22 protein-coding genes are annotated in these 22,709 nt (G+C 62.2%); 16 read left to right on the top strand and 6 right to left on the bottom strand.

Annotation, left to right across the window (positions count from 1 at the left end; all coding sequences use genetic code 11):
• The first annotated feature begins 9 nt into the window (after positions 1 to 9).
• The 11 genes from nuoH (at position 10) to C7G61_RS17130 (ending at position 10,931) form a co-directional block, all read left to right on the top strand.
• The gene (gene nuoH, locus C7G61_RS17180) at positions 10 to 1,080 is read left to right on the top strand and encodes an NADH-quinone oxidoreductase subunit NuoH (protein WP_108516275.1); all 1,071 of its coding nucleotides are present in this window, start codon (positions 10 to 12) and stop codon (positions 1,078 to 1,080) included.
• A 7-nt stretch (positions 1,081 to 1,087) separates the two neighbouring features.
• A complete protein-coding gene (nuoI, locus tag C7G61_RS17175; protein ID WP_108516273.1) occupies positions 1,088 to 1,582 on the top strand; it encodes an NADH-quinone oxidoreductase subunit NuoI in 495 nt (164 codons plus the stop codon).
• 116 nt (positions 1,583 to 1,698) lie between these two features.
• Complete coding sequence (locus tag C7G61_RS17170) at positions 1,699 to 2,337, top strand: NADH-quinone oxidoreductase subunit J (protein ID WP_108516271.1); 639 nt, start codon at positions 1,699 to 1,701, stop codon at positions 2,335 to 2,337.
• A complete protein-coding gene (nuoK, locus tag C7G61_RS17165; RefSeq protein WP_108516269.1) occupies positions 2,334 to 2,642 on the top strand; it encodes an NADH-quinone oxidoreductase subunit NuoK in 309 nt (102 codons plus the stop codon). The genes C7G61_RS17170 and nuoK overlap by 4 nt, the downstream gene beginning before the upstream one ends.
• Before the next feature lie 8 nt (positions 2,643 to 2,650).
• A complete protein-coding gene (gene nuoL, locus C7G61_RS17160; protein WP_108516267.1) occupies positions 2,651 to 4,723 on the top strand; it encodes an NADH-quinone oxidoreductase subunit L in 2,073 nt (690 codons plus the stop codon).
• Positions 4,723 to 6,231, top strand: a complete 1,509-nt coding sequence (locus C7G61_RS17155; protein ID WP_108516264.1) for an NADH-quinone oxidoreductase subunit M — start codon at positions 4,723 to 4,725, stop codon at positions 6,229 to 6,231. Before nuoL ends, C7G61_RS17155 begins: the two co-directional genes overlap by 1 nt.
• Positions 6,232 to 6,241: 10 nt before the next feature.
• Positions 6,242 to 7,684, top strand: coding sequence for an NADH-quinone oxidoreductase subunit NuoN (gene nuoN / locus C7G61_RS17150; RefSeq protein ID WP_108516262.1), 1,443 nt, complete (start codon positions 6,242 to 6,244; stop codon positions 7,682 to 7,684).
• Positions 7,681 to 8,493, top strand: a complete 813-nt coding sequence (locus tag C7G61_RS17145; RefSeq protein ID WP_108516260.1) for a biotin--[acetyl-CoA-carboxylase] ligase — start codon at positions 7,681 to 7,683, stop codon at positions 8,491 to 8,493. The genes nuoN and C7G61_RS17145 overlap by 4 nt, the downstream gene beginning before the upstream one ends.
• Positions 8,493 to 10,163: a ribonuclease J gene (locus C7G61_RS17140; RefSeq protein WP_108516254.1), complete on the top strand. Its 1,671-nt coding sequence runs from the start codon at positions 8,493 to 8,495 to the stop codon at positions 10,161 to 10,163. Before C7G61_RS17145 ends, C7G61_RS17140 begins: the two co-directional genes overlap by 1 nt.
• A 71-nt stretch (positions 10,164 to 10,234) precedes the next feature.
• Positions 10,235 to 10,639, top strand: a complete 405-nt coding sequence (mce, locus tag C7G61_RS17135; RefSeq protein ID WP_108516251.1) for a methylmalonyl-CoA epimerase — start codon at positions 10,235 to 10,237, stop codon at positions 10,637 to 10,639.
• Positions 10,640 to 10,643: 4 nt separating this feature from the next.
• Positions 10,644 to 10,931 carry a DUF1467 family protein gene (locus C7G61_RS17130; RefSeq protein WP_108516248.1) on the top strand — a complete coding sequence of 96 codons (288 nt, stop codon included), beginning with the start codon at positions 10,644 to 10,646 and terminating at the stop codon, positions 10,929 to 10,931.
• A gap of 249 nt (positions 10,932 to 11,180) precedes the next feature.
• On the opposite strand, the gene C7G61_RS46045 is transcribed toward C7G61_RS17130, so the two are convergent.
• Entirely contained in the window at positions 11,181 to 11,420 is a 240-nt protein-coding gene (locus tag C7G61_RS46045) for a PilZ domain-containing protein (RefSeq protein WP_244608331.1), read from the bottom strand.
• Positions 11,421 to 11,944: 524 nt separating this feature from the next.
• On the opposite strand from C7G61_RS46045, the gene C7G61_RS17120 reads away from it, so the two are divergent.
• The 3 genes from C7G61_RS17120 to mtnK all read left to right on the top strand — a co-directional run bounded on the left by C7G61_RS17120 (position 11,945) and on the right by mtnK (position 14,396).
• The gene (locus C7G61_RS17120; protein WP_108516246.1) at positions 11,945 to 12,292 is read left to right on the top strand and encodes a hypothetical protein; all 348 of its coding nucleotides are present in this window, start codon (positions 11,945 to 11,947) and stop codon (positions 12,290 to 12,292) included.
• A gap of 32 nt (positions 12,293 to 12,324) precedes the next feature.
• Positions 12,325 to 12,933 carry a class I SAM-dependent methyltransferase gene (locus tag C7G61_RS17115; protein WP_108516244.1) on the top strand — a complete coding sequence of 203 codons (609 nt, stop codon included), beginning with the start codon at positions 12,325 to 12,327 and terminating at the stop codon, positions 12,931 to 12,933.
• Between the two features lie 140 nt (positions 12,934 to 13,073).
• Positions 13,074 to 14,396, top strand: coding sequence for an S-methyl-5-thioribose kinase (gene mtnK / locus C7G61_RS17110; protein WP_108516242.1), 1,323 nt, complete (start codon positions 13,074 to 13,076; stop codon positions 14,394 to 14,396).
• A gap of 270 nt (positions 14,397 to 14,666) precedes the next feature.
• On the opposite strand, the gene C7G61_RS17100 is transcribed toward mtnK, so the two are convergent.
• The 5 genes from C7G61_RS17100 to C7G61_RS17075 all read right to left on the bottom strand — a co-directional run bounded on the left by C7G61_RS17100 (position 14,667) and on the right by C7G61_RS17075 (position 19,373).
• Positions 14,667 to 14,981 (bottom strand): barstar family protein, encoded by a 315-nt coding sequence (locus tag C7G61_RS17100; protein ID WP_108516238.1) that lies wholly within the window; start codon positions 14,979 to 14,981, stop codon positions 14,667 to 14,669.
• 263 nt (positions 14,982 to 15,244) lie between these two features.
• Positions 15,245 to 16,279, bottom strand: a complete 1,035-nt coding sequence (locus C7G61_RS17090) for an ABC transporter permease (RefSeq protein ID WP_108516234.1) — start codon at positions 16,277 to 16,279, stop codon at positions 15,245 to 15,247.
• 10 nt (positions 16,280 to 16,289) lie between these two features.
• Positions 16,290 to 17,792 carry a sugar ABC transporter ATP-binding protein gene (locus C7G61_RS17085; protein WP_108516232.1) on the bottom strand — a complete coding sequence of 501 codons (1,503 nt, stop codon included), beginning with the start codon at positions 17,790 to 17,792 and terminating at the stop codon, positions 16,290 to 16,292.
• Positions 17,793 to 17,798: 6 nt separating this feature from the next.
• Positions 17,799 to 18,818 (bottom strand): sugar ABC transporter substrate-binding protein, encoded by a 1,020-nt coding sequence (locus C7G61_RS17080; protein WP_108516230.1) that lies wholly within the window; start codon positions 18,816 to 18,818, stop codon positions 17,799 to 17,801.
• Between the two features lie 153 nt (positions 18,819 to 18,971).
• Positions 18,972 to 19,373, bottom strand: coding sequence for a globin (locus C7G61_RS17075; protein ID WP_108516228.1), 402 nt, complete (start codon positions 19,371 to 19,373; stop codon positions 18,972 to 18,974).
• Between the two features lie 478 nt (positions 19,374 to 19,851).
• On the opposite strand from C7G61_RS17075, the gene C7G61_RS17070 reads away from it, so the two are divergent.
• Together C7G61_RS17070 and C7G61_RS17065 are read left to right on the top strand one after the other, a co-directional pair.
• Positions 19,852 to 20,223, top strand: a complete 372-nt coding sequence (locus tag C7G61_RS17070) for a DUF2946 domain-containing protein (protein WP_108516226.1) — start codon at positions 19,852 to 19,854, stop codon at positions 20,221 to 20,223.
• Between the two features lie 93 nt (positions 20,224 to 20,316).
• Positions 20,317 to 22,701 carry a TonB-dependent receptor family protein gene (locus C7G61_RS17065; protein ID WP_108516224.1) on the top strand — a complete coding sequence of 795 codons (2,385 nt, stop codon included), beginning with the start codon at positions 20,317 to 20,319 and terminating at the stop codon, positions 22,699 to 22,701.
• Positions 22,702 to 22,709: the final 8 nt, after the last annotated feature.

Below are 22,709 nucleotides of genomic sequence, written 5' to 3'. Positions count from 1 at the left end.
CGTGACCTGATGGCTGATTTCTTCGCAAGCTCGTTCTGGACCGGTTTTCTCTGGCCGCTGATCGTCATGGTCGCGCAGAGCGTCCTGCTGCTCGTCGTGCTCCTGATCGCGATCGCCTACATCCTGCTCGCCGACCGCAAGATCTGGGCAGCGGTGCAGATCCGCCGCGGCCCCAACGTCGTCGGCCCCTGGGGCTTGCTGCAATCCTTCGCGGATCTGCTCAAATTCGTGCTGAAGGAACCGGTCATTCCCTCCGGCTCCAACAAGGGCGTGTTCCTGCTGGCGCCGCTGGTGTCCTGCGTGCTGGCGCTGGCCGCCTGGGCCGTCATCCCGATGGATCTCGGCTGGGTCATCTCCGACATCAATGTCGGCGTGCTCTACATCTTCGCGATCTCGTCGCTATCGATCTACGGCGTCATCATGGCCGGCTGGTCGTCGAATTCGAAATACCCGTTCCTGGCCGCGCTTCGCTCCGCCGCGCAGATGGTGTCCTACGAAGTCTCGATCGGCTTCGTCATCATCACCGTCTTGCTGTGCGCCGGCTCGCTCAATCTCTCGGCCTTGGTGGAAGCGCAGAACACCCGCGGCTTCGCCAGTCTGATCGGCCTGCCGCAGCTCACCATCCTGAACTGGTATGTGTGGCCGCTGTTCCCGATGTTCGTGGTGTTCTATGTCTCGGCGCTGGCCGAGACCAACCGCCCGCCATTCGATCTGGTGGAAGCGGAGTCCGAACTGGTCGCGGGCTTCATGACCGAATACGGCTCGACGCCGTATCTGCTGTTCATGCTCGGCGAATATGTCGCGATCACCACGATGTGCGCGCTGGCGACGATTATGTTCCTCGGCGGCTGGCTGCCACCGGTGGACCTGCCGCCGTTCAACTGGATCCCCGGCGTGATCTGGTTCGCGCTGAAGGTGTTCTTCATGTTCTTCCTGTTCGCGATGGCGAAGGCGATCGTGCCGCGCTACCGCTACGATCAACTGATGCGACTCGGCTGGAAGGTATTTTTGCCGCTGTCGCTGGCGATGGTGGTGATTGTGGCCGGTGTGCTGCAGTTCGCCGGCATTGCGCCGAAGTGAGGCCGTCATGAGTGTCAACATCAACGCAACTGCGCGCGCGCTTCTCCTGAGCGAATTCGTATCGGCGTTCTTTCTCGCCATGCGCTATTTCTTCAAGCCGAAGCCGACCATCAATTATCCGTTCGAGAAGAACCCGATCTCCCCGCGCTTCCGCGGCGAGCATGCGCTGCGCCGCTATCCGAATGGCGAGGAGCGCTGCATCGCCTGCAAGCTGTGCGAGGCGATCTGCCCGGCGCAGGCGATCACGATCGAGGCCGGCCCGCGCCGCAACGATGGCACCCGCCGCACGGTGCGCTACGACATCGACATGGTGAAATGCATCTATTGCGGCCTGTGTCAGGAAGCCTGCCCGGTCGATGCCATCGTCGAGGGACCGAATTTCGAATTCGCGACCGAGACCCGCGAGGAACTCTATTATGACAAGGCGAAACTGCTCGCCAATGGCGACCGCTGGGAGCGCGAGATTGCGAAAGCAATCGAACTCGACGCGCCGTACCGGTGAGGTGAGGGCATGATCCAGATTTCCAAGTCATTCCGGGGCACGCGCAGCGTGAACCCGGAATCTCGAGATTCCGGGTCTGGTCCTTCGGACCATCCCGGAATGACGGGAGTGGTCCGATGATCCTAACCGCGCTGTTCTTCTATCTCTTTGCCGGCGTCTGCGTGGCGTCGGCGGTCATGGTGATTGTGTCGCGCAATCCCGTGCACTCCGTGCTGTTCCTGATCCTGGCGTTCGTCAACGCTTCCGGCCTGTTCATCCTGTTGGGCGCCGAATTCCTCGGGATGATGCTGATCGTGGTCTATGTCGGCGCGGTCGCCGTCCTGTTCCTGTTCGTGATCATGATGCTCGACGTTGATTTCACCGAGTTGCGCGAAGGCTTTCTGGAATATCTGCCGATCGGCCTCGTGATCGGCGGCATCTTCCTGGCCGAACTGCTGCTGGTTGCCGGCGGCTGGGTCATCAGTCCCGGCACCGTCAAGCAGATCACGGCGGCGATCCCGACCAATGTCAGCAACACCGAGGCGCTCGGGCTGGTGCTCTATACGAAGTACATCCACTACTTCCAGATCGCTGGCATGGTGCTGCTGGTCGCCATGATCGGCGCCATCGTGCTGACGCTGCGCCACAAGGCGAAGGTCAAGCGGCAGGACATCAACGTGCAGAACGCGCGGACGCCGGAGCTTGCGATGGCCGTGCGCCAGGTGGCGTCCGGGCAGGGGCTGCAGGATGCGGATGCGGCGGAGTGGGTGAAATGACGATCGGTCTGGGACACTATCTCGCGGTCGGCGCCATCCTGTTCACGATCGGGATTCTCGGCATCTTCTTAAACCGCAAGAACATCATCGTCATCCTGATGTCGATCGAGCTGATCCTGCTCGCGGTCAACATCAACCTGGTGGCGTTCTCGACGTTCCTCGGCGACATCGTCGGCCAGGTGTTCGCACTGCTGGTGCTGACGGTCGCGGCGGCTGAAGCTGCGATCGGTCTGGCTGTACTCGTGGTCTATTTCCGCAACCGCGGTTCGATCGCGGTTGAAGACGTCAATCTGATGAAGGGCTAAGGGCAGCTATGGTTCAGGCAATTGTCTTTCTGCCGCTGCTGGGCGCCATTCTGGCCGGCCTGATCGCGATCTACGGCGCGCATGCGCGCAATCCGAGCGGCGATGAGGTCAAACATCACGACCATGGGCATGGCGCTCACGCGCATGCCGCCGATGTCCATGACGAGCATGCCCATGATGATCACGGCCATGACGATCACCACGTCTCGGAGCCGGCGGCGCAGGGGTCGCGCGCGGCCGAGCTGATTACGACGGGGCTTCTGTTCGTTTCAGCTGCTTTATCCTGGGTGGTGCTGGTCGACGTCGGCTTCATGCACCATGATGCCCGGATCGCGCTGTTCCCGTGGATCAATTCCGGCGACCTGCAGGTTTCGTGGGCGCTGCGCGTCGATACGCTGACCGCGGTGATGCTGGTGGTGGTCAACACCATCTCTTCCCTCGTGCATCTCTATTCCATCGGCTACATGGACGAGGATCCGTACCGGCCGCGGTTCTTTGCCTATCTGTCGCTGTTCACCTTCGCGATGCTGATGCTGGTGACCGCTGACAATCTGGTCCAGCTGTTCTTCGGCTGGGAGGGCGTCGGCCTCATGAGCTACCTCCTGATCGGCTTCTGGTACCAGAAGCCATCGGCCAATGCGGCGGCGATCAAGGCCTTCGTGGTCAACCGCGTCGGCGACTTCGGCTTCGCGCTCGGCATCTTCGCCATCTTCATGCTGCTGAAATCGACCGACTTCGAGACGATTTTCGCGGGCGCGCCCGGGCTGTCGGGCAAGACCATCGATTTCTTCGGCTGGCATGCCGATGCGCTGACGCTGACCTGCCTGTTGCTGTTCATGGGCGCGATGGGCAAATCGGCCCAGTTCCTGCTGCACACCTGGTTGCCGGACGCGATGGAAGGTCCGACGCCGGTCTCCGCGCTGATCCACGCCGCGACCATGGTGACGGCCGGCGTGTTCATGGTGGCGCGGCTGTCGCCGCTGTTCGAACTCGCGCCCAACGCGCAGGCCGTCGTCATGTTCTTCGGTGCGACCACTGCGTTCTTTGCGGCGACCGTCGGCCTCGTGCAGAACGACATCAAGCGCATCGTCGCCTACTCGACCTGTTCGCAGCTCGGCTACATGTTCGTGGCGATGGGAGCCGGGGCCTATTCGGTCGGCATGTTCCATCTGTTCACGCACGCCTTCTTCAAGGCGCTGCTGTTCTTGGGCTCAGGCTCGGTGATCTACGCGATGCATCACGAGCAGGACATCCGCAACATGGGTGGGCTGAAGGACAAGATCCCCTACACCTACAGCGTGATGGTGATCGGCACGCTGGCGCTGACCGGCTTTCCGCTGACGGCCGGTTATTTCTCCAAGGACGCGATCATCGAGTCCGCCTATGTCGCGCATAACCCCTTCGCGTTCTACGGTTTCGCGATGACGGTGATCGCGGCGGGCCTGACCTCGTTCTATTCATGGCGCCTGATCTTCAAGACCTTCCACGGCGAGCCGCACGACCGGCATCACTATGAGGCCGCTCACGAGGCGCCGATGTGGATGCTGGTGCCGATCGGCATTCTCGCCGCTGGCTCCATCCTGGCCGGCTTCCCGTTCAAGGAGGTGTTCGCGGGCCATGGCGTGGCAGAGTTCTTCGGCCAGTCGCTCAAGATGCACCCGCACATCATTGATGAAATGCATCACATTCCGCAGGCGATTGCGTTCCTGCCGACGGTTATGATGGTGCTGGGCTTCCTGGTGTCGTGGCTGTTCTACATCCGCCGGCCGTATCTGCCGGTCGAACTCGCCGGCCAGCACCAGATGCTCTACCAGTTCCTGCTCAATAAATGGTACTTCGACGAGCTCTATGAGTTCATCTTCGTCCGCCCGGCCAAGCGGATCGGTTACTTTCTCTGGAAAAAGGGCGACGGCATGGTCATCGACGGCTTCGGCCCGGATGGCGTTTCGGCGCGCGTGCTCGATGTCACCCGCAACGTGGTGAAGATCCAGACCGGCTACCTCTATCACTATGCCTTTGCGATGCTGATCGGGGTCGCAGGGCTGATCACCTGGTTCATGTTCGGCTTGGGGGCCCAGTGATGACAACCTGGCCGATTCTTTCCGTCGTCACCTTCCTACCGGTCATCGGCGCGCTGGCGATCTATCTCACCCGTGGCGACGACGAGGCAGCGCGGCGCAATGCGCGCTGGATCGCGCTTTGGACCACGCTGGTCACCTTTGCGGTGTCGCTGATCCTGGTCTGGCGCTTCGATGCCGCCAACCCGGACTTCCAGTTCGTCGAAAAGGCGAACTGGCTCGCCAGCGGCATCACCTATCACATGGGCGTCGACGGCATTTCGCTGCCGTTCGTGATCCTGACCACCGCCTTGATGCCGTTCTGCATTATCGCGAGCTGGAAATCGATCACAATGCGCGTGCGCGAATACATGATGGCGTTTCTGCTGCTGGAAACGCTGATGGTCGGCACCTTCTCCGCGCTCGACCTCGTGCTGTTCTACCTGTTCTTCGAAGGCGGCCTGATCCCGATGTTCCTGATCATCGGCGTCTGGGGCGGCCCGCGCCGGGTCTACGCATCGTTCAAGTTCTTCCTCTACACGCTGCTCGGCTCGGTCTTGATGCTGCTCGCGATCATGGCGCTGTACTGGAATGCCGGCACGACCGACATCCCGACGCTGATGCACACCGCGGTGCCGCGTTCCCTGCAGACCTGGGCGTGGCTGGCGTTCTTTGCCTCCTTTGCGGTGAAGATGCCGATGTGGCCGGTGCACACCTGGCTTCCCGATGCCCACGTCGAAGCGCCGACCGCGGGCTCGGTGATCCTGGCCGCGATCCTGTTGAAGATGGGCGGCTACGGCTTCCTGCGCTTCTCGCTGCCGATGTTCCCGCTGGCGTCGCATGATTTCGCCTGGATCATCTTCACGCTGTCGGTGATCGCCATCATCTACACCTCGCTGGTGGCCTTGATGCAGGAAGACATCAAGAAGCTGATCGCCTATTCGTCAGTGGCCCATATGGGCTTCGTCACCATGGGCATCTTCGCCGGCACCACGCAGGGCGTGGCCGGCGGCGTGTTCCAGATGGTCTCGCACGGCATCGTCTCCGGCGCGCTGTTCCTCTGCGTCGGCATCGTCTACGACCGCATGCATACCCGCGAGATCGCGGCCTATGGCGGCCTGGTGAACCGGATGCCGCTCTACGCCTTGGTGTTCATGGTGTTCACCATGGCCAATGTCGGGCTGCCCGGCACTAGCGGCTTCGTCGGCGAATTCATGACGCTGCTCGGCACCTTCAAGGTCTCGATCCCGACGGCTACCTTTGCCACGCTCGGCGTGATCCTGTCGGCCTGCTATGCGCTGTGGCTCTATCGCAAGGTGGTGTTCGGCGCGCTGACAAAGCCGTCGCTGGCGAGCATCAAGGACCTGACGCTGCGCGAGAGCCTGACGCTGTTCCCGCTGGTCGCACTGACCATCCTGTTTGGCGTTTATCCGAAGCCGGTGCTCGACATGTCGGCGGCTTCGGTCCAGCAACTCGTCAACAATTACAATGCCGCCGTGACTGCCGTGAAGGCAGCCGCGTTAATCCAGTAAGGCCCCTATCATGAGCTTCCAGAGTGCAGGTTATCAGTTGCTGCCGGTGCTGCCGGAGCTGGTGCTGGCCGTCGGCGCCATGGCGCTGTTGATGCTGGGCGCCTATCGCGGCGAGGGGACAACCAGGCTGGTTACCACGCTTGCGGTGGTGCTGCTGGTCGTGACCGGCGCGCTCGAGCTGATGCTGCCGGCCGGCAAGCTCACGACCTTCGGCGGCAGCTTCATCGTCGACGATTTTGCCCGCTTCCTGAAGGTTCTTGCGATCATCGGTTCGGCTGTGACGCTGATCCTGTCGACGGAGTTTTTGTCCGACCCGTCGCGGCGGATTTTCGAATATTCGATCCTGGTGCTGCTCTCCACGCTCGGCATGATGGTGCTGATTTCGGCTGCCGACCTGATCATGCTCTATCTCGGGCTCGAACTGATGAGCCTCGCGCTCTACGTGGTCGCTGCCTCTAACCGCGACAACGCCAAGTCCACCGAGGCCGGCCTGAAGTACTTTGTGCTCGGCGCGCTGTCCTCCGGCATGCTGCTGTACGGCGCCTCGCTGATCTACGGCTTCACCGGGACGGTCGATTTTGCCGGCATCGCCGCCGCGGTGAAAACCGGCAGCGTCGGCATCGTGTTCGGCCTGGTGTTCCTGCTGGCCGGGCTCTGCTTCAAGGTATCCGCCGTGCCGTTCCATATGTGGACGCCCGACGTCTATGAGGGCGCGCCGACGCCGGTCACGGCCTTCTTTGCCTCGGCGCCGAAGGTCGCAGCCCTTGCGGTGTTCACCCGCGTGACGTTGACCGCGTTCCCCGGCATCGTGCCGCAGTGGCAGCAGATTCTCGTGTTCGTTGCGATCGCCTCGATGGCGCTGGGTTCGTTCGCCGCCATCGGGCAGAGGAACATCAAGCGCCTGATGGCCTATTCCTCGATCGGCCATATGGGCTTTGCGCTGGTCGGGCTCGCGTCGGGCACAGTGGAGGGCGCGCAGGGCGTGCTGGTCTATATCGCGATCTATGTCGCGATGACGCTCGGCACCTTCGCGGTCATCCTTTCCATGAAGCGCGACGGCCAGCCGATGGAGCAGATCAGCGATTTCGCAGGCCTGTCGCGCACCAATCCGCTGCTGGCCTTCTTCTTCGCCATGCTGCTGTTCTCGCTGGCGGGCATTCCGCCGCTCGCGGGGTTCTTCGCCAAATGGTACGTGTTCGTGGCCGCGATCAAGGCGGGCCTGTTCACGCTCGCCGTGATCGGCGTGCTGACCAGCGTGGTGGGCGCGTTCTACTATCTCACCATCATCAAGGTGATGTATTTCGACGAGCCGGCCGGCCATATCGAGCCGATGCGGATCGAACTGCGGACGGTGCTGGCGGTCGCGGGCATCTTCAACATCTTCTTCTTCGTCTATCCGGGGCCGCTGGTCAGCGTCGCCACGACGGCGGCGAAGTCGCTGTTCCCAGGATGACCTTTACGCTCGGTTCCAAAGCCAGATCGGCGGGCTACGGCCTCGCCGCCTTCGACCAGATCGGGTCGACCAACGCCGAAGCCATGTCCCGCGCCCGCGATGGCGAGCGGGGACCTGTGTGGTTCGTGACGACGGAGCAGACGGCGGGCCGGGGCCGCCGGCAGCGCGCCTGGATCGCGCCGCGTGGCAACCTTGCCAGCAGCATTCTCGAAGTCATGGACGTGTCGCCGGCGGTTGCGGCGACGCTGGGCTTTGCCGCCGGGCTTTCGCTTGAAAGCGCGCTGCAAAAACTCAGCATCGAAGCCAATTTGCGCCGTGCCGGCGCGGAACCGCTGAAATACGCCCTGAAATGGCCCAACGACGTCATGGCGGATGGGCAGAAGCTCGCCGGCATCCTGCTGGAGGCTGAGGCCGTGGCCGGCAATCGCCTGGCCGTGGTGGTCGGCATCGGCACCAACGTCATTGCGGCGCCCGAGGGCACGCCGACGCCGGCGACCTCGCTGGCTGCGCTCGGCGTTCAAATCGGCGCGGAGGAACTGTTTACGGCGCTCTCGGATGCCTGGGTCGAATTCCATGGCATCTGGGACAATGGCCGCGGCTTTGCCGATATCCGAAAACTGTGGCTGGAGCGCGCGTTCGGCCTTGGCGAGCGGGTTGCAATCCAGACTGGAGCCGCGACCGTCGAGGGCACGTTCGATACCATCGACGAGAGCGGCTGCCTGATCGTCCGCACAGCGGAGGGCAAGCGCGCGGCCGTCACTGCGGGCGAGGTCTATTTCGGCGCTGCGGCGTCAGTGGGAGCGGCCTGATGGCGCGGCCGGATGAACTGACCTTTGCGCCGCTCGGCGGCGTCGGCGAGATCGGCATGAACCTGTCGATCTACGGGCTCGGCAACCGCAACCAGCGCTCCTGGCTCGCCGTCGATCTCGGCGTTTCCTTCGGCGACGAGGAGCATCTGCCGGGCATCGACCTGATCATGCCCGACATCCGCTTCCTGGAGAAGGAGCGCAAGAACCTGATGGGCCTGGTGCTGACGCATGCCCATGAGGACCATTTCGGCGCGATTATGGACCTCTGGCCGAAGCTGCAATGCCCGGTCTATGCCACCAAATTCAGCGCCGCCTTGTTCGAGGCCAAATGCGCCGCCGAGCGCAATCCGCCGAAGATCCCGGTGACCGTGGTGCCGTCGGGCGGCCGCGTCAATCTCGGGCCGTTCACCGTCGAATTCATCCCGGTCGCGCACTCGATTCCGGAATCGCATGCGCTGGCGATCCATACCTCCGCCGGCACCGTGCTTCACACCGGCGACTGGAAGATCGACCCGACGCCCATTATCGGCCTGCCGACCGACGAGCGGCGCCTGCGCGAACTCGGCGATGCCGGCGTGCTGGCGCTGGTCGGGGATTCCACCAACGCGGTGCGGGAAGGACGCTCGCCCTCGGAAACCGAGGTTGCCGCCACCATCGCCAAGCTGGTGAAGGGCGCCAAGGGCCGGGTCGCCGTCACCACCTTTGCCTCCAACGTCGCGCGCGTGAAAGCGGTGGCGGATGCCGCCAAGGCCGCCGATCGCGAAGTGGTGGTGGTCGGCCGCGCCATGGAGCGCGTGGTGCAGGTCGCCCGCGAGACCGGCTATCTCGACGGCGTGCAGAATTTTCGTGGCGCCGATTATTATGGGCATTTCCCGCCGGACAAGGTGCTGGCGCTGTGCACCGGCAGCCAGGGCGAGCCGCGCGCAGCGCTCGCCCGTATCTCCAACAACGACCATCCGCAGGTGACGCTGAACAAGGGCGATACCGTTATCTTTTCCTCGCGCACCATTCCTGGCAACGAGAAGGCAGTCGGCGGCATCATCAACGGGCTGATAGTCCAGGGTATCGAGGTCATCACCGACCGCAACGATCTCGTCCACGTCTCCGGCCATCCGCGCCGCGACGAGCTGCGCGACATGATCTCATGGGTGCGCCCGCAGATCCTGATCCCCGTCCATGGCGAGGCGCTGCATCTCTCCGAGCATGCCAAGCTGGCGCGCACCGCCGGCGTGCCAAAGGTCTTGACCTGCCGCAATGGCGATCTGGTCAAGCTCGGGCCCGGTGATCCCGGCATCATCGACGAGTTGCCGTCGGGGCGGCTCTACAAGGACGGCAACATACTGGAGGATTCCAAGTCCCGCGCCGTGGTCGAGCGGCGCCGGATGGGATTTGCCGGCTGCGCCTTCGTGGCGATCGCCATGACCGACAAGGGCGAACTGGCCGACGATCCCGAGGTCGATCTCGTCGGCATCCCCGAGAAGAATGCGGCCGGCGAGGTGATCGATGAGATCGTGTTCGATACGGTGGTTTCGACGGTCGAAAACCTGCCGCGGGTGCGTCGGCGCGATGCGGACGCGACGGCGGAATCGGTGCGTCGTGCGGTGCGGGCCGTCATCAACGAGCAGTGGGGCAAGAAGCCGATTTGCCTCGTTCACGTGCTGACGGTTTGAGGTAAAAAGGACGTCGTCAGGCGAGCTGGCGGGCTCTCGTCGGGAAGACGCAGGAAGCAGGAGTGAGTGTCATGCTGGGCCGGCTCAATCATGTCGCGATCGCGGTCAAGGATGCTGAAAAGGCTGCGAAAATCTATGGCGGCGCGTTCGGCGCGGAAATCTCCGGCGCGGTGCCACTGCCGGAGCATGGCGTCATCACCGTGTTCGTGACGCTGCCCAACACCAAGATCGAGTTCATCCAGCCGCTCGGCGAGGCCTCGCCGATCGCCAAATTCGTCGAGCGCAACGCCGACGGGGGCATCCATCACATCTGCTATGACGTGCCCGACATCATCGCCGCGCGCGACAGACTGATCAGCGAGGGCGCGCGCGTCCTCGGCGACGGCGTGCCGAAGATCGGTGCCCACGGCAAGCCGGTGCTGTTTTTCCATCCGAAGGATTTTTCCGGCGCGCTGGTCGAAATCGAGCAGGCCTGAACCCATGGCTTATAGTGTCTCCACAGCGCTTGCGATCTACTTCGTGCTCTGGTGGGTCGTGCTGTTCGTGACGTTGCCGTTCGGCGTCCGCAGCCAGCATGAGGACGGTGAGGGCGCCGGCCAAGTTACTCCTGGCACCGATCCCGGCGCGCCGGTCATGGCGCGGATGGGCTACAAGCTGCTCTGGACCACGCTGATCTCGGGCGTGGTTTTCGGCATCGGGATGTGGGCGTATCATCAGGGCTACCTGAACATCGAACGGCTGTCGAAGCTGATGGGGCTGCCGTTTTGATCCGGCGCCGCAGGGCCCGGACACAAAATCTCGAAAACAACCCCATGCAAAGTAGAATGGGTCCCCCGGTTCCCAGTACTCACGCCGCTCGCGTCCGGGGCACCAGATGGACCGTCGTCACGGCCCAACTTAATCGCATTCCCGCTCTATAGCGTTTTCGAGCGAAGTGGGTACCGGTTCGCGTGAAGAAAACGCGTCAAAACAAGAATCTAGAGCTTCGGTTCTGATTCAATCAGAACCGATAATGCTCTAGTCGAACGCGACGCCTATCCGCTTGTCCGTTCGCCAGGCCACCCGGCAGTAGCGGCGCGTATGATCGCCCGAGATCACCAACCAGAAGCTGTCGGGGACGCCGACCGGACTGGCGACTTCGAGTGCAGCGCCGGTGTCCGATACATTCCGGATGGTGCAATCGATGACGCCGCCGTTGAACTCGATGGAGCCTGCCTTCAATACCCGGTGCCGGGGCGCTGCGCGATGGTGCTCCAGAACCTGAAGCGGTTCAGGTGCCTTGGGCTCTGCTCCCTTCGCCGTCTGTTGCTCAAGCAGCCCCTGGGCGTGCTGCGTTGCGGCCTGGATGGTCTCGTTGGTCAGCGTTGGCCTGATTCTCGCCCAGGCGAGCCGGAAGCGGACCTGACAGTCCTTGTAATTGATGGCGGGCCCTCGGTCATTAGGGCTCGGGGGTAGCCCATAGACGGTGCAAGCCCACCACCAGTGCGGGCTATCCGCCTGCTTCATTAACCGTCCGACCTGGAAGCCGCGCCAGATCACCTCATAGTCGTCGTCCTGGCGGGCGCCGCCAATGACGGTGGGCCGCAATGCAATCGCGTCTGGATCGTCAGTTGTCATCGGATGTCCCTGATCCGATTTTAAAGGCAGAGCGATACCGTTAGTCACATCTAAGCTATCGCGGCAATAGCCCGCCGGAGGGTTCCTTGGGTAGTATTTGGATTCTGACAAATCCGGCGGGATCGACTAATTTTGCGCCGGGCTATTCCGGCTGGGGAAAATGAATGAATTTTCAGCGTATTTTATTATTGCTTGTGGTTCTGCTCGCCGCTGGCCTTGCCGGCTCGTTCTACATGAACTGGAAAACCCTCGGGCAGCTTAGAACCGTAAAGGCCTTCGTTGAAGGCTCGGTCTTCGCCGACGCGGTGGCGGCCTGCGAGCGGGCGCAAAGCACCACCCCGTTCAAATGGACCGACGGCAAGCAGACCGCCGTCATCGGCGTGAGCTCGGTCAAGCTCGACAAGGACACGATTATCCCGAGCTACACGCTGGTCGCCGACAGCGTCTATTGCGACTATGACCCGTTCAAGAAGAAGGCCAATATCGGTTCGAATTTTCTGGAGCGGGAATAGGTTCGGTCGATACGGAATGCGTGAGTTCGCCAATGGCGTCGGAAGAAGCCGCCCGCATCATCGATCTGTATCAGCGCAAGGCGTCGGACTGGATCGAGAGTCGCGCACGCACCAGGTTGATTGAAAAACCCTGGCTCGACCGGTTCCGGGCGCTGCTGCCGCCCGCTGCGCCGATCTTCGATATCGGGTGCGGATCCGCAGCGCCAATGGCCGCGTATATGATCGAGCTTGGTTATCCCGTCGTTGGCGTGGATTCATCTTCGGCTATGATCGATGTCTGCCAGCGGCATTTTCCAGGGCAGGAATGGATCGTCGCCGATATGCGTGGGCTTGCTTTGCAGCGGAAGCTCTCCGGCATCCTGGCGTGGGACAGTTTCTTTCATCTCTGTCATGACGATCAGCGCAACATGTTTCCAGTATTTCGCGAGCACGCAGCGCCAAGCGCGGCGTTGATGTTCACGAGCGGTCCCGCGCATGGCGAGGCGACCGGGAGTTTTGGGGGCGAGCCGCTGTATCATGCCAGCCTCGACCCGGCCGAATATCGTTCATTGCTTGATCGGAACGGATTTCGCGTGGTGTCGCATGTCGTTGAGGACCCCGACTGCGGCGGCCACACCATCTGGCTCGCGCAGCTCATTTGAGGCGGTTGGGCAAATGCGGTGTGAACGCTGGTCGCCGACGGCCTTTTGCGATTATGATCCGGTCAAGAAAAAGGCCGATATCGGATCGAATTTCCTGAACGGGAGAGAGACCTCCCGTACCGGCACGGGGGGCGACAGCGATGAGTTCAGAGCAGCGATCATTGGCTGATCCCCGGCAGGACGATTACCGAATTCTTCATGAGGCCGATCTGCGAGACTATCTTGCAGGGCTCCCGGCGGTCGGGGCGCGACTCGGCGGCGCACCCGCTGCCTGGTCGATCAGCGAGGTCGGCGACGGCAACCTCAACCTCGTATTCATCGTCAAGGGGGAAAACGGCGGCATCGCCGTCAAGCAGGCGCTGCCCTATGTGCGCCTCGTCGGCGAAAGCTGGCCGCTGCCGCTATCGCGCTCGCACTACGAATATCTGGCGCTGACGCATCAGGCGCGGCTGGCGCCCGGCCTGGTCCCGGCCGTGCTGCACCACAACGAGGGGCTCGCGCTCGTCGTCATGGAGTTGATCGAGCCTCATATCATCATGCGCAAGGGGCTGATCGCCGGCACGCTCTATCCAAGCTTTGTCGGGGACATCGCGACCTTTCTGGCGCGCACGCTGTTTTTCTCTTCCGACCTCGCGATTCCCGCTGCCCAGAAGAAGGAGGGGATTGCGGCGTTCGCGGGCAACCATGCGCTTTGCAAGATATCAGAAGATCTGATCTTCACCGATCCGTACCGCGAGGCCGAGCAGAACCGCTGGACACAGCCGTGGCTCGATGCGACCGCGGCTGTCTTCCGGGAGGACCTCGACCTGCACGCCGCGATTTCCCGCCTCAAGCTCAAGTTCCTGAACGCACCGGAAGCGCTGATCCACGGCGACCTCCACACTGGCTCGATCATGGTGACGGACGGCGCGGCTGTCGTGATCGATCCCGAGTTCGCGTTCTACGGACCGATGGGGTTCGATCTCGGCGCGGTTATCGGCAATCTCCTGATGAGCTATCTGGCCTCCGCCGGTCACGAACGCTCGCCGGGCGAACGGCGGCTGTTCGAGGCCTGGGTGCTGGAAACGATCGAAAACGTCTGGACGGAGTTCGCCCACGAGTTCCTTGAGCTCTGGCGCACGGAAGCTCACGGTGACGCCTACCCGCGGACGCTGTTTCCTAGCGCGGCCGGAGCGGCGCGCCTGGAGGCCGAGCGGCAGGCCTATATGGCGCGGCTGTTCGGAGACACGGTCGGATTTGCGGCAGCGAAGATCATCCGCCGCATTCTCGGGCTGGCGCACAATGCCGATTTCGAGCTGATCGAGGATCCGAGGCAGCGGGCCATTTGCGAGGCGCGGAGCCTGCGGCTGGCGCGCGCGATGATGGTGGAGACGGCGTCGTTCCCCACGATCGGCGCCGTGACGAAGGCGGCGCGCGAGGTGCGCGACTGGGACCTTTTGAATTCGAGTGGGCCTCTTATCTGAGCGAAATCGAACGCTCGAAAAGCGATCGAGTCCGCTTCTAACCCACAGCGTACCAAAGGGCGGAGACTAGAGCATGATGATTTTTGGTTGGATCGATTTGGCCGCAGACGCGCTTCACCTCTCCCGCTTGCGGGGGAGGTCGGCGCGAAGCGCCGGGTGGGGGCTCTCTCCACTCGGGCAGTGTCGCCCGCGGAGGCACCCCCACCCCAGCAAGCGGGAGAGGGAGCGCACCTTCTTCGTGGTCGCAATCAAACCCAATTTCATCATGCTCTAATTTTCGATTTCGAGCCGAACCGCAACATCCTCACCAATGCGCGCAAGCCTACGAGCTCGTGTCTCTGCAATCGCAGATGAGAAGTCGCGGAGCATCTCCTTCAACTCAGGTACGAGGTCCGCCGTGTTCACGACTTTGATCACATAGGGAGGTTCGAGGGTGTTCATCCCACCTCCAAAAATGGAGTCTAGGAATGCCCCCACGATTTCGCCATGCCATTCCGGCGCTCCTATCGCAGCCTTAAGCGCTAGTCGAAAATCTTGAGCAGTTTTCCAACTACTGGCATCGAGTTCAATCGTGTGCAGGGTCATATATCGAGGCACCGCCTAGCAGGCCCGTCACATGAGGCGATAACCCGTGGGGACACAAATGACATTTGCGGATTGGATTGATTTTGAGGCCACCAGGATCGTCAGCATGGGTCTGCGACTTCCGGAGGAGTATGGAGCGGACTACATAAATGTTCAAATACAGGCTGCTCTCAAGAAGGCCTTTGCTCACGGTAGGGATGGTCTGACCGAAACGGATGAATCCCGTGCAGTCCGGTGAGCGTCCTACATAGCAGAGTTGCGCCTTATTCCACCGCCCGTTCCCGCAATCGCTGCGCATAGACGTTGATGATGAGCGCCGCCAGCAAGATCAGACCGCGGATCAAGATCTTCAAAAAGCTATCGATGTTGACGTGGTCGAGGCCGTTGTTGAGGACGCCGAGCACGAACAGGCCGACGATGGTGTTGCCGATGCCGCCGCGGCCGCCAAAGAGGCTGGTGCCGCCGACCACCACCGCAGCGATCGAATCCAGGAGATAAGAGTCGAACTCGTTCTGCTGCGCGCTGCCGAAATGCGCCACCCCGAGCATGCCGCCGATGCCGGCGCAGACGGCTGAGATCACCATCACGCTACCGAGGATGAGCTTGACGTTGAGGCCGGAATATTCTGCTGCCTCGCGGTTTCCGCCAACCATGTAAACGTAGCGGCCGAAGCGGGTGTAGGTCAGCACCAGATGGCCGCCGAGCAGCATCAGGGCGGCCACGATAACGATCCAGGGAATGCCGCCGATCGATGTCGACCCCAGGGTCGTCACCAGCGGGGGCACCTTGTAGGCGATCTGCCCGCGCACCAATAGCGCCGAGATACCGGCCGCGATCTGCATCATCGCCAGCGTCATGATGAAGGATGGGATGCCGATCACCGTCAGCCCGAACGCGTTGACGAGGCCGAGCAGGGCGCAAAGCGCCAGCGCCAGCAGGATCGCGGCCCACCCGGGCATCGGGACGTTGGCGATGTTGACGTAGGATTCCTGTAGCGTGAAATAGGCGACCGCAATGCCGGTGACGTTGGCGATGGCGGCGATCGAAAGATCGATCTCGGCGCACAGGATCACGAAGGTGAGGCCGACGGCGATGATGCCGGTGACCGAAATCTGGGTGAGGATGTTGCCGAAATTGTCGAGCGTCGCAAAGGAGGGGCTTGCTACCGCGAAGAAGCTGAACAGGCAGATCAGCGTCAGGAACGGCGCGATATTGCGCATCTGGGAGCGCAGCATCGCGGCGAGCCCGCGATGCCGTTTCCGATCCGCGGCGACTGTCACGCTTTCACCTGAAGTCATGTCGGTCTCCTCACGCCGCTTCCAGGAGGCGGTCCTTGCTGATCTGTTCGTTGGCAAACTCCCGCACCACAGCGCCGCGCTTGAGCACGATGACGCGGTCGGCGAGCGACAGCACCGTCTCGGGCTCGGTGGACAGCACGATGATGGCGAGCCCTTTTGCGCGCAAATCCCTGACGATGTGGATGACGTCGTTCTTGGCGCCGACATCCATGCCGCGGGTCGGCTCGCACAGCACCAATAGCCGCGGCGGGTAGCTCAGCCATTTTGCCAGCGCCACCTTCTGCTGGTTGCCGCCGGACAGCATGCCGAGATCGAGATCGACGGCCGCCGGGCGGATCCGCAACTGCTCGACCTGCCGCGTCGCGATCGAGCGCTCGCGCGACGGCTTAAGCAGCAGCGAGGAGATGCGATCGAGGATGCTGATCGAGACGTTCTTGTAGACCGGCTCCTGCAGGAACAGCATGTCGCGCCGGCTCTCGGGAACGAAGGCGATCCCGGAACGCCGGGCATCGGCCGTGCTGCGGAAGGCCTTTTGCTTGCCTGCGACTGCGAGCGTGCCGAGGTCGGGCTTTATTTTGCCGAACAGGATCCGCGCCAGTTCGAGCTGCCCGCATCCCATGAAGCCGTAGATGCCGAGCACCTCGCCGGCGCGGGCTTCGAACGAAACCTCGCGCAAGCGCCCGGCCAGCGACAGCCCGTTTGCGTTCAGCACCACCGGCTGATCGGTCGGCGGCGGCAGCATGATGTCGTGGATATAGGTCTCTTCCAGCGCCTCGCGGCCCTTGCCGATCATCGCCTCGATTAGCGCCGGCTTGCTCGTCTCGGACGCGGCGGTCTCCGCGACCTTCCTGCCGTTGCGGAACACCGTCACGGTGTCGGAGACGCGCAGGATGTCCTCGATGAAATGCGAGATGAAGACGATGCTGGTGCCTTCGTCCCGCAGTCGTTTCAGCGTCGCGAACAGGCGCTCCACTTCGGGCGGCGACAGCGCCGAGGTCGGCTCGTCGAGGATGATGATCCGGGCGCCCGAGGACAGCACACGGGCGATCTCGATCAGTTGCTGCAGGCCGATCGGCAGGTCGCCGAGCCGCGACATCGGATCGACGTCGATGCCGAACCGCTTCAATTGCTCGCCGGCCTCGCGCGCCATTCGCCGCCATTGCACGAGCCCTAAGCGGTTGGTCGGCTGGCTGCCGAGAAACACGTTCTCGGCCACCGTCAGGTCCGGCGCCACGCTGAGCTCCTGATGAACCATCGCGATTCCCGCCGCGTGCGCGTCGCGCACCGATCGAAAGCGGGTCTCCTTTCCGTCCAGCACGAGCCGGCCGGAAAAATCCGCATGCACGCCGGCGATGATCTTCATCAGCGTGCTTTTGCCAGCGCCGTTCTCGCCGACGAGACCATGGATCTCGCCGGCGGTGAGCGCGAAGTCGACGCCACGAAGCGCCTCGACACCGCCGAAGGCCTTCGTGATGTCGTGCAGTTCGAGGATGGGCTGCTGTCCCCTGGACATGCTGGCTCAGATCAGGAAGTGGTCCTCCATCCATTGCATGCCGGCCGCGTTGGCTTTCGTCACCACCGGGCCATCCGTGATCACATGCTTCGGGATACCCTGTCCGCTCTTCTCGCCCGCCGTCACAGCAGCGACGCCGGCGATGATGGCGCCGCCATGGATGCGGCAGGAGGGGTTGCGGACGGTCGCGAACATGCGGCCTTCGCTCACCGCCTGGATCGCCGGCGGCATGGCGTCGACGCCGCCGATCAGGATGTTGGTGCGGTTGCGCGCCTTCATGATGTTGTAGGCGGCCAGCGCCATGTCGTCATTGTGGAAGAAGGCCGCATCGATTTGCGGGTGCTTCGTCAGATAGGTCTCCCATAGCCGAGCTGTCTTCGAGACGTCCCAATCGGCGGGCTGGGTGTCGAGCACCTCGATATTGGGGAATTGCTTCACCACCGACTCGAAGCCTTTGGCGCGGCCTTGCGCGCCGGTATGGCCGAGCGCGCCCTGCGTCATGATGATCTTGCCCTTGCCGCCCATGGCATTGCAGAGCGCCTGCGTTACCGAAGCGCCCATGAATTCATTGTCGGGCGCCAGGAACGAATGAACCTTGATCTGGTCGAGCGGGGCGATCAGCGTGTCCATGTCGATCACGGGCGTGCCGGCGTCGATCATTTTCTGCACGGGCTGGGTCAGCGTGCCGATGCCGAACGCCTGAATGGCGACGAAATCCCATTTCTGCGAGGCCATGTTGTCGATCGCGGCGCGCTGCTTGACCGCGTCGAGCTGGCCGTCGAACCAGGTGACCTCGACGTTGAACAGCTTGCCCCACCATTCCGCCGCCTGCTTGCCCTGGGCGCACCAGGTGGCCTGCAGGCCTGCATTCGAGAACGCCGCCTTCAGCGGTTTCTCCGAACGCGCCGCTGCCGCCAGCGCCGGGTTGATGCCCAACCCGCCGAGCAGGGCGGTTGCCGCGCCGCCGGTCGCCGCCGCTTGAAGAAGATTACGCCTTGTCGTTGAGGATTTCTCAGTCCCTGACATCGCTCGCTCCCTCGTTGTCGTTGTTTTTTTACCGACGGCGTCGATTGCACGCACCGCGGATCGAGGCAGTCTTTCACACTCGGCGCCTTTGCGCCACCGGCGGACTTGACGGTCCGTATCAATGAGCTCCAGGAAACTCTAGTGCTCGTCGCTTCACTGCGCTGCAACGAGACTGTCGATGTCGCCGAGCAATGTTCGCCACGCCGCATCGATTTCGCCCGACCAGTCCGCGCCGAGGATTTCGCGCAGCGTCTGCGCGATGATGCCGAAGAACGCGACGAACAATTCGCGCCGTGTGCCGTAGGCGTCGTGTGAGGAAACCTCAGAGATGATCAGACGGAAATGGCCGGTGCGTTCGCCGGCAAAGTCCAGGATCGCGTCGATGGTGAGCGCCAGCATCGAACCCTTGACGAGTTCGCTGCCCTCGGTGCGGAACATCGTTCGTGCTTCGGGATGCGCGTTGAACAGACGGCGATAGACCAAAGGCGTCAGATCCTCGCAACGCTCGGCGGCCAGCTCAAAACTTCGCTCGATCGGATTTGACGATGCCATCATTGTCGTTTGCGATGGTTCGAAAAAAGCTCATCTCAAAAAAAAGAGCAGGGCGCCAAGCCCTGCTCAAAAATTGTGTCGACCCTTAATTTCCCCGAAAATTTAGATTTGCTCTTGATTGTCGAGGCGACGCTGCTTGTGCGCGTCAGGGCTCCTCCCGAGACTTGGACCACCAAGCTTGAGCCTCTCGGCCAGCCTGAGCCTTAATTGGTAGACCATCTTTTTCGTCTTGTCACCATTTTCGGCAACCTTTGTTCAAAATTCCAGCACTCTGCGAAATGATTGGGAAATTGCTACTGATGGTTGTGGATTTAACTGCAATTCGCCCGAGGCTTGGTATCGGGGTAGGGCGCCTTGCCCGCGGCGCAAAATGCATCGCTTTTCGACAAGTTTACTCCTTGAAGCCGCAACATAGTTCCGGGAACCTGATCTCGACTTCGGACTCTCCTGATGATTAAGGTCTGGAGCGGATGGGATTGCGATGCGCCGGCGGCTGAAGAATTTTCTGCCAATTGTCCTGATTGCCCTGGTGGTGCAGATTTTTGCACCGATCGGCGCATGCTGGGCGGCGAGCATCGCGGCCTCCGATCCGCTCGCCGGCGCCGTCATCTGCCACGGCAATGGTGCGCCCGGCGCGGGGCAGACCGATCAGACCGGCCACCGCGCTCATGACGGATGCTGTTCGGTTTGCAGCGTGCTGCAGACCGGCGCGCCGGTCGACGTGCCGCAGACTGCGGCGATCGATGTCGATCGGGTTGCCGAGCGGGTGGCCTGGTTCGATTTTGCCTTCCGGCTGACAAACGCTCGCGCCGGTTCACACGCGCAGGCGCGCGCGCCTCCCGCCATTTCCTGACGACCTGGAACACCCAATGATCGGTGCGGCGACAGCCGTGCCGGTTGGTGCAGTCATTCAAGCCGGCCAGAGAGCTGGCGTCAGGATTATCTTATGTATCGTTATCATGCCTTGGGTGGCGCGAGCCTGGCTGTGCTCGGTAGCGCGCTCGCCCTCGTGCCGTCGACCGCAGAGGCCCAGACGGCGCTGCCGGCGGTGACCGTCGAGGCGCCGCGCGCAACAGCCGCCAGACCGGCGGCCCGAAAGCCGGCCGTTCGCTCGTCCGCCCGGACGCAGGCGCGGCCGCCTTCGGCCAACCCAACGCCTGCCGCGTCGCTAACCGCGGGCATTACCCCGAGCGTGGCGCGGGCGCTGCTTTACCAGGCGCCCAACGGCCAAACCGAGACGACCATCGACCGCAGCCAGTTCGAGAACCGGCCGGCGTTCTCCGTGGCCGATGTGCTGCGCGAGAGCCCGGGCATATCGATAAAGCAGGGCAATGGGCCGCGCGATATCGGCATCTCGATCCGCGGCTCCAACGCGCGCAACGGTTTTGGCATCCGCAATCTCGTGATCTTCGAGGACGGCTTTCCGGTCACGCAGCCCGACGGACTTTCCCGCAGCGACCTGATCGATCCGCGTGCCTATGGCGCGATCGATGTCATCCGGGGGCCGTCGTCGGCGCTCTATGGCAACTATGCCACCGGCGGCGCGCTGAACTTCCGCACCCGCCCGGGCGGCACCATCGACGGCGCCGAATATGGCGTCGATGGCGGCAGCTTTGGCTACCTCAACAACTATCTGGCCTACGGCAAGAAGGTCGGCAATTTCGAGGGCTCGCTGTTTGCGAGCGATGCGCGGGGTGACGGCTTCATCCAGAATAGCTGGTTCAATACCCAGACGGTCAATTTTCTCGGCACGTTTCAAGCCACCCCCGACGACCGCTTCACCGTCAAATTCATCAACAACAATCTCGACACGCGTCTTCCGATCCGGCTGTCGCTCAATCAGTACCATCAAAACCCGTTTCAGCAGGGCTGCGAAATGGCTGGGGTGGCAGGTTGCGGATCAGTGTCGCTGTTCAACAACGGCTTCAATGGTCCGAAGAGTTCGGTCACCGCGGTGCAGGCAGGCCTTGGCCGCGAAGATCGGCGCACGATCGTCGGCGGTCGCTGGGAGCATGACTTCGACAATACGACCACCTGGCGCAACCAGTTCGTGTTCGACGACCGCAATATCAGCCAGCCGACGGGAGCCACCAGTTCCATCGGCGATTTCCCGTCCTATAACTACATGAGCGACGTGACCAAGCGCGGCGAGATATTTGGGCTGGAATCGACGACGTATTTCGGCGCTTTCTACAACACGCTGACAGCGTCAAGCGATTCACGCAACGTCATGCCGGGCGGCAACGCGAAGCTCGGTCTTCTGGCGGGCAATACCTGGAGCGATACGTCGAACTATGGCGTTCGCGCGCGCGAAGAGCTCAAGCTGACGCCGAACCTGACGGCGATCGCCGGCATCGGGTGGGAAACAACTCATCTGAAGGGGATCAACACCTCTTATACCTACGGCACGATCAATGTCCCGACGGCGACGCCGGGGGTTCCGATAGTCGCCGACCGGCAATTCCAGAACACTGCCCCCGAGCTGGCGCTACTCTACAAGCTGAATCCCGAGTGGCTGTTCCGTGCACGCGTGGCCACCGGATACGGCACGCCGCAGGTCGGCAACCTCTTCGTCCTTTCGAACGGTCAGAACGGCAACAATACGCAGCTGAAGACGCAGCAGAACCTTGGTTACGACATCGGGTTCGACTGGACGCCGAACAACACGCTCAAATTCAGCGCGACCGGTTTCTACGAATTCTTCAAGAACGAGCTGGTTTCGCAGGCCACCCAGGTCGGCGCACAAAATGCAAGCTACACGTTCAACGCCCCGAGATCGGAACATCGCGGTGTAGAGCTTGCCGTCGACTGGAAGTTCTATCCCGGCTGGCGGTTTACAGCGGCCTACACCTATCTCGACGAGGTCTATACGGAATACACCGAGAATATCGTCAATGGTGCGACGTTCAGCTTCAACCGCGCCGGCAACAAGATTCCCGGTATCTCGCCGCACGAACTGACGGCACGGCTCGGCTACGATCAAATGTGGGGGCCGCTTGCAGGTCTCGGTGCGTTCGTCGAGGTCCAGTGGAAAGACTCTTTCTACATGGACAACGCCAATCTCTTGAAGGCGCCCGGCTACGAACTGGTCAATCTCAATGTGCACTACAACACGGACCTCAAGTCCGACTATTTCAAGTCGTTGAGCATGTATGTCGAAGTAAGGAACGTGTTTGACCGCACCTATGTGGCTTCCGCCAACAACATCGGAAATTCGGTGACGGCCGCCGGTGTTCAAAACCCTGCGAGCGTGCTGGCGAACACCACCGGCTCCATCTACGCCGGCTCGCCACGCGCGTTCATCGCGGGAATGAAGTTGGCGTTCAAATGATCGGACAA

This window comes from Bradyrhizobium algeriense (assembly GCF_003062295.1).
GTDB lineage: Bacteria > Pseudomonadota > Alphaproteobacteria > Rhizobiales > Xanthobacteraceae > Bradyrhizobium > Bradyrhizobium algeriense.
This window is presented reverse-complemented; position numbering and strand designations above follow the sequence as displayed.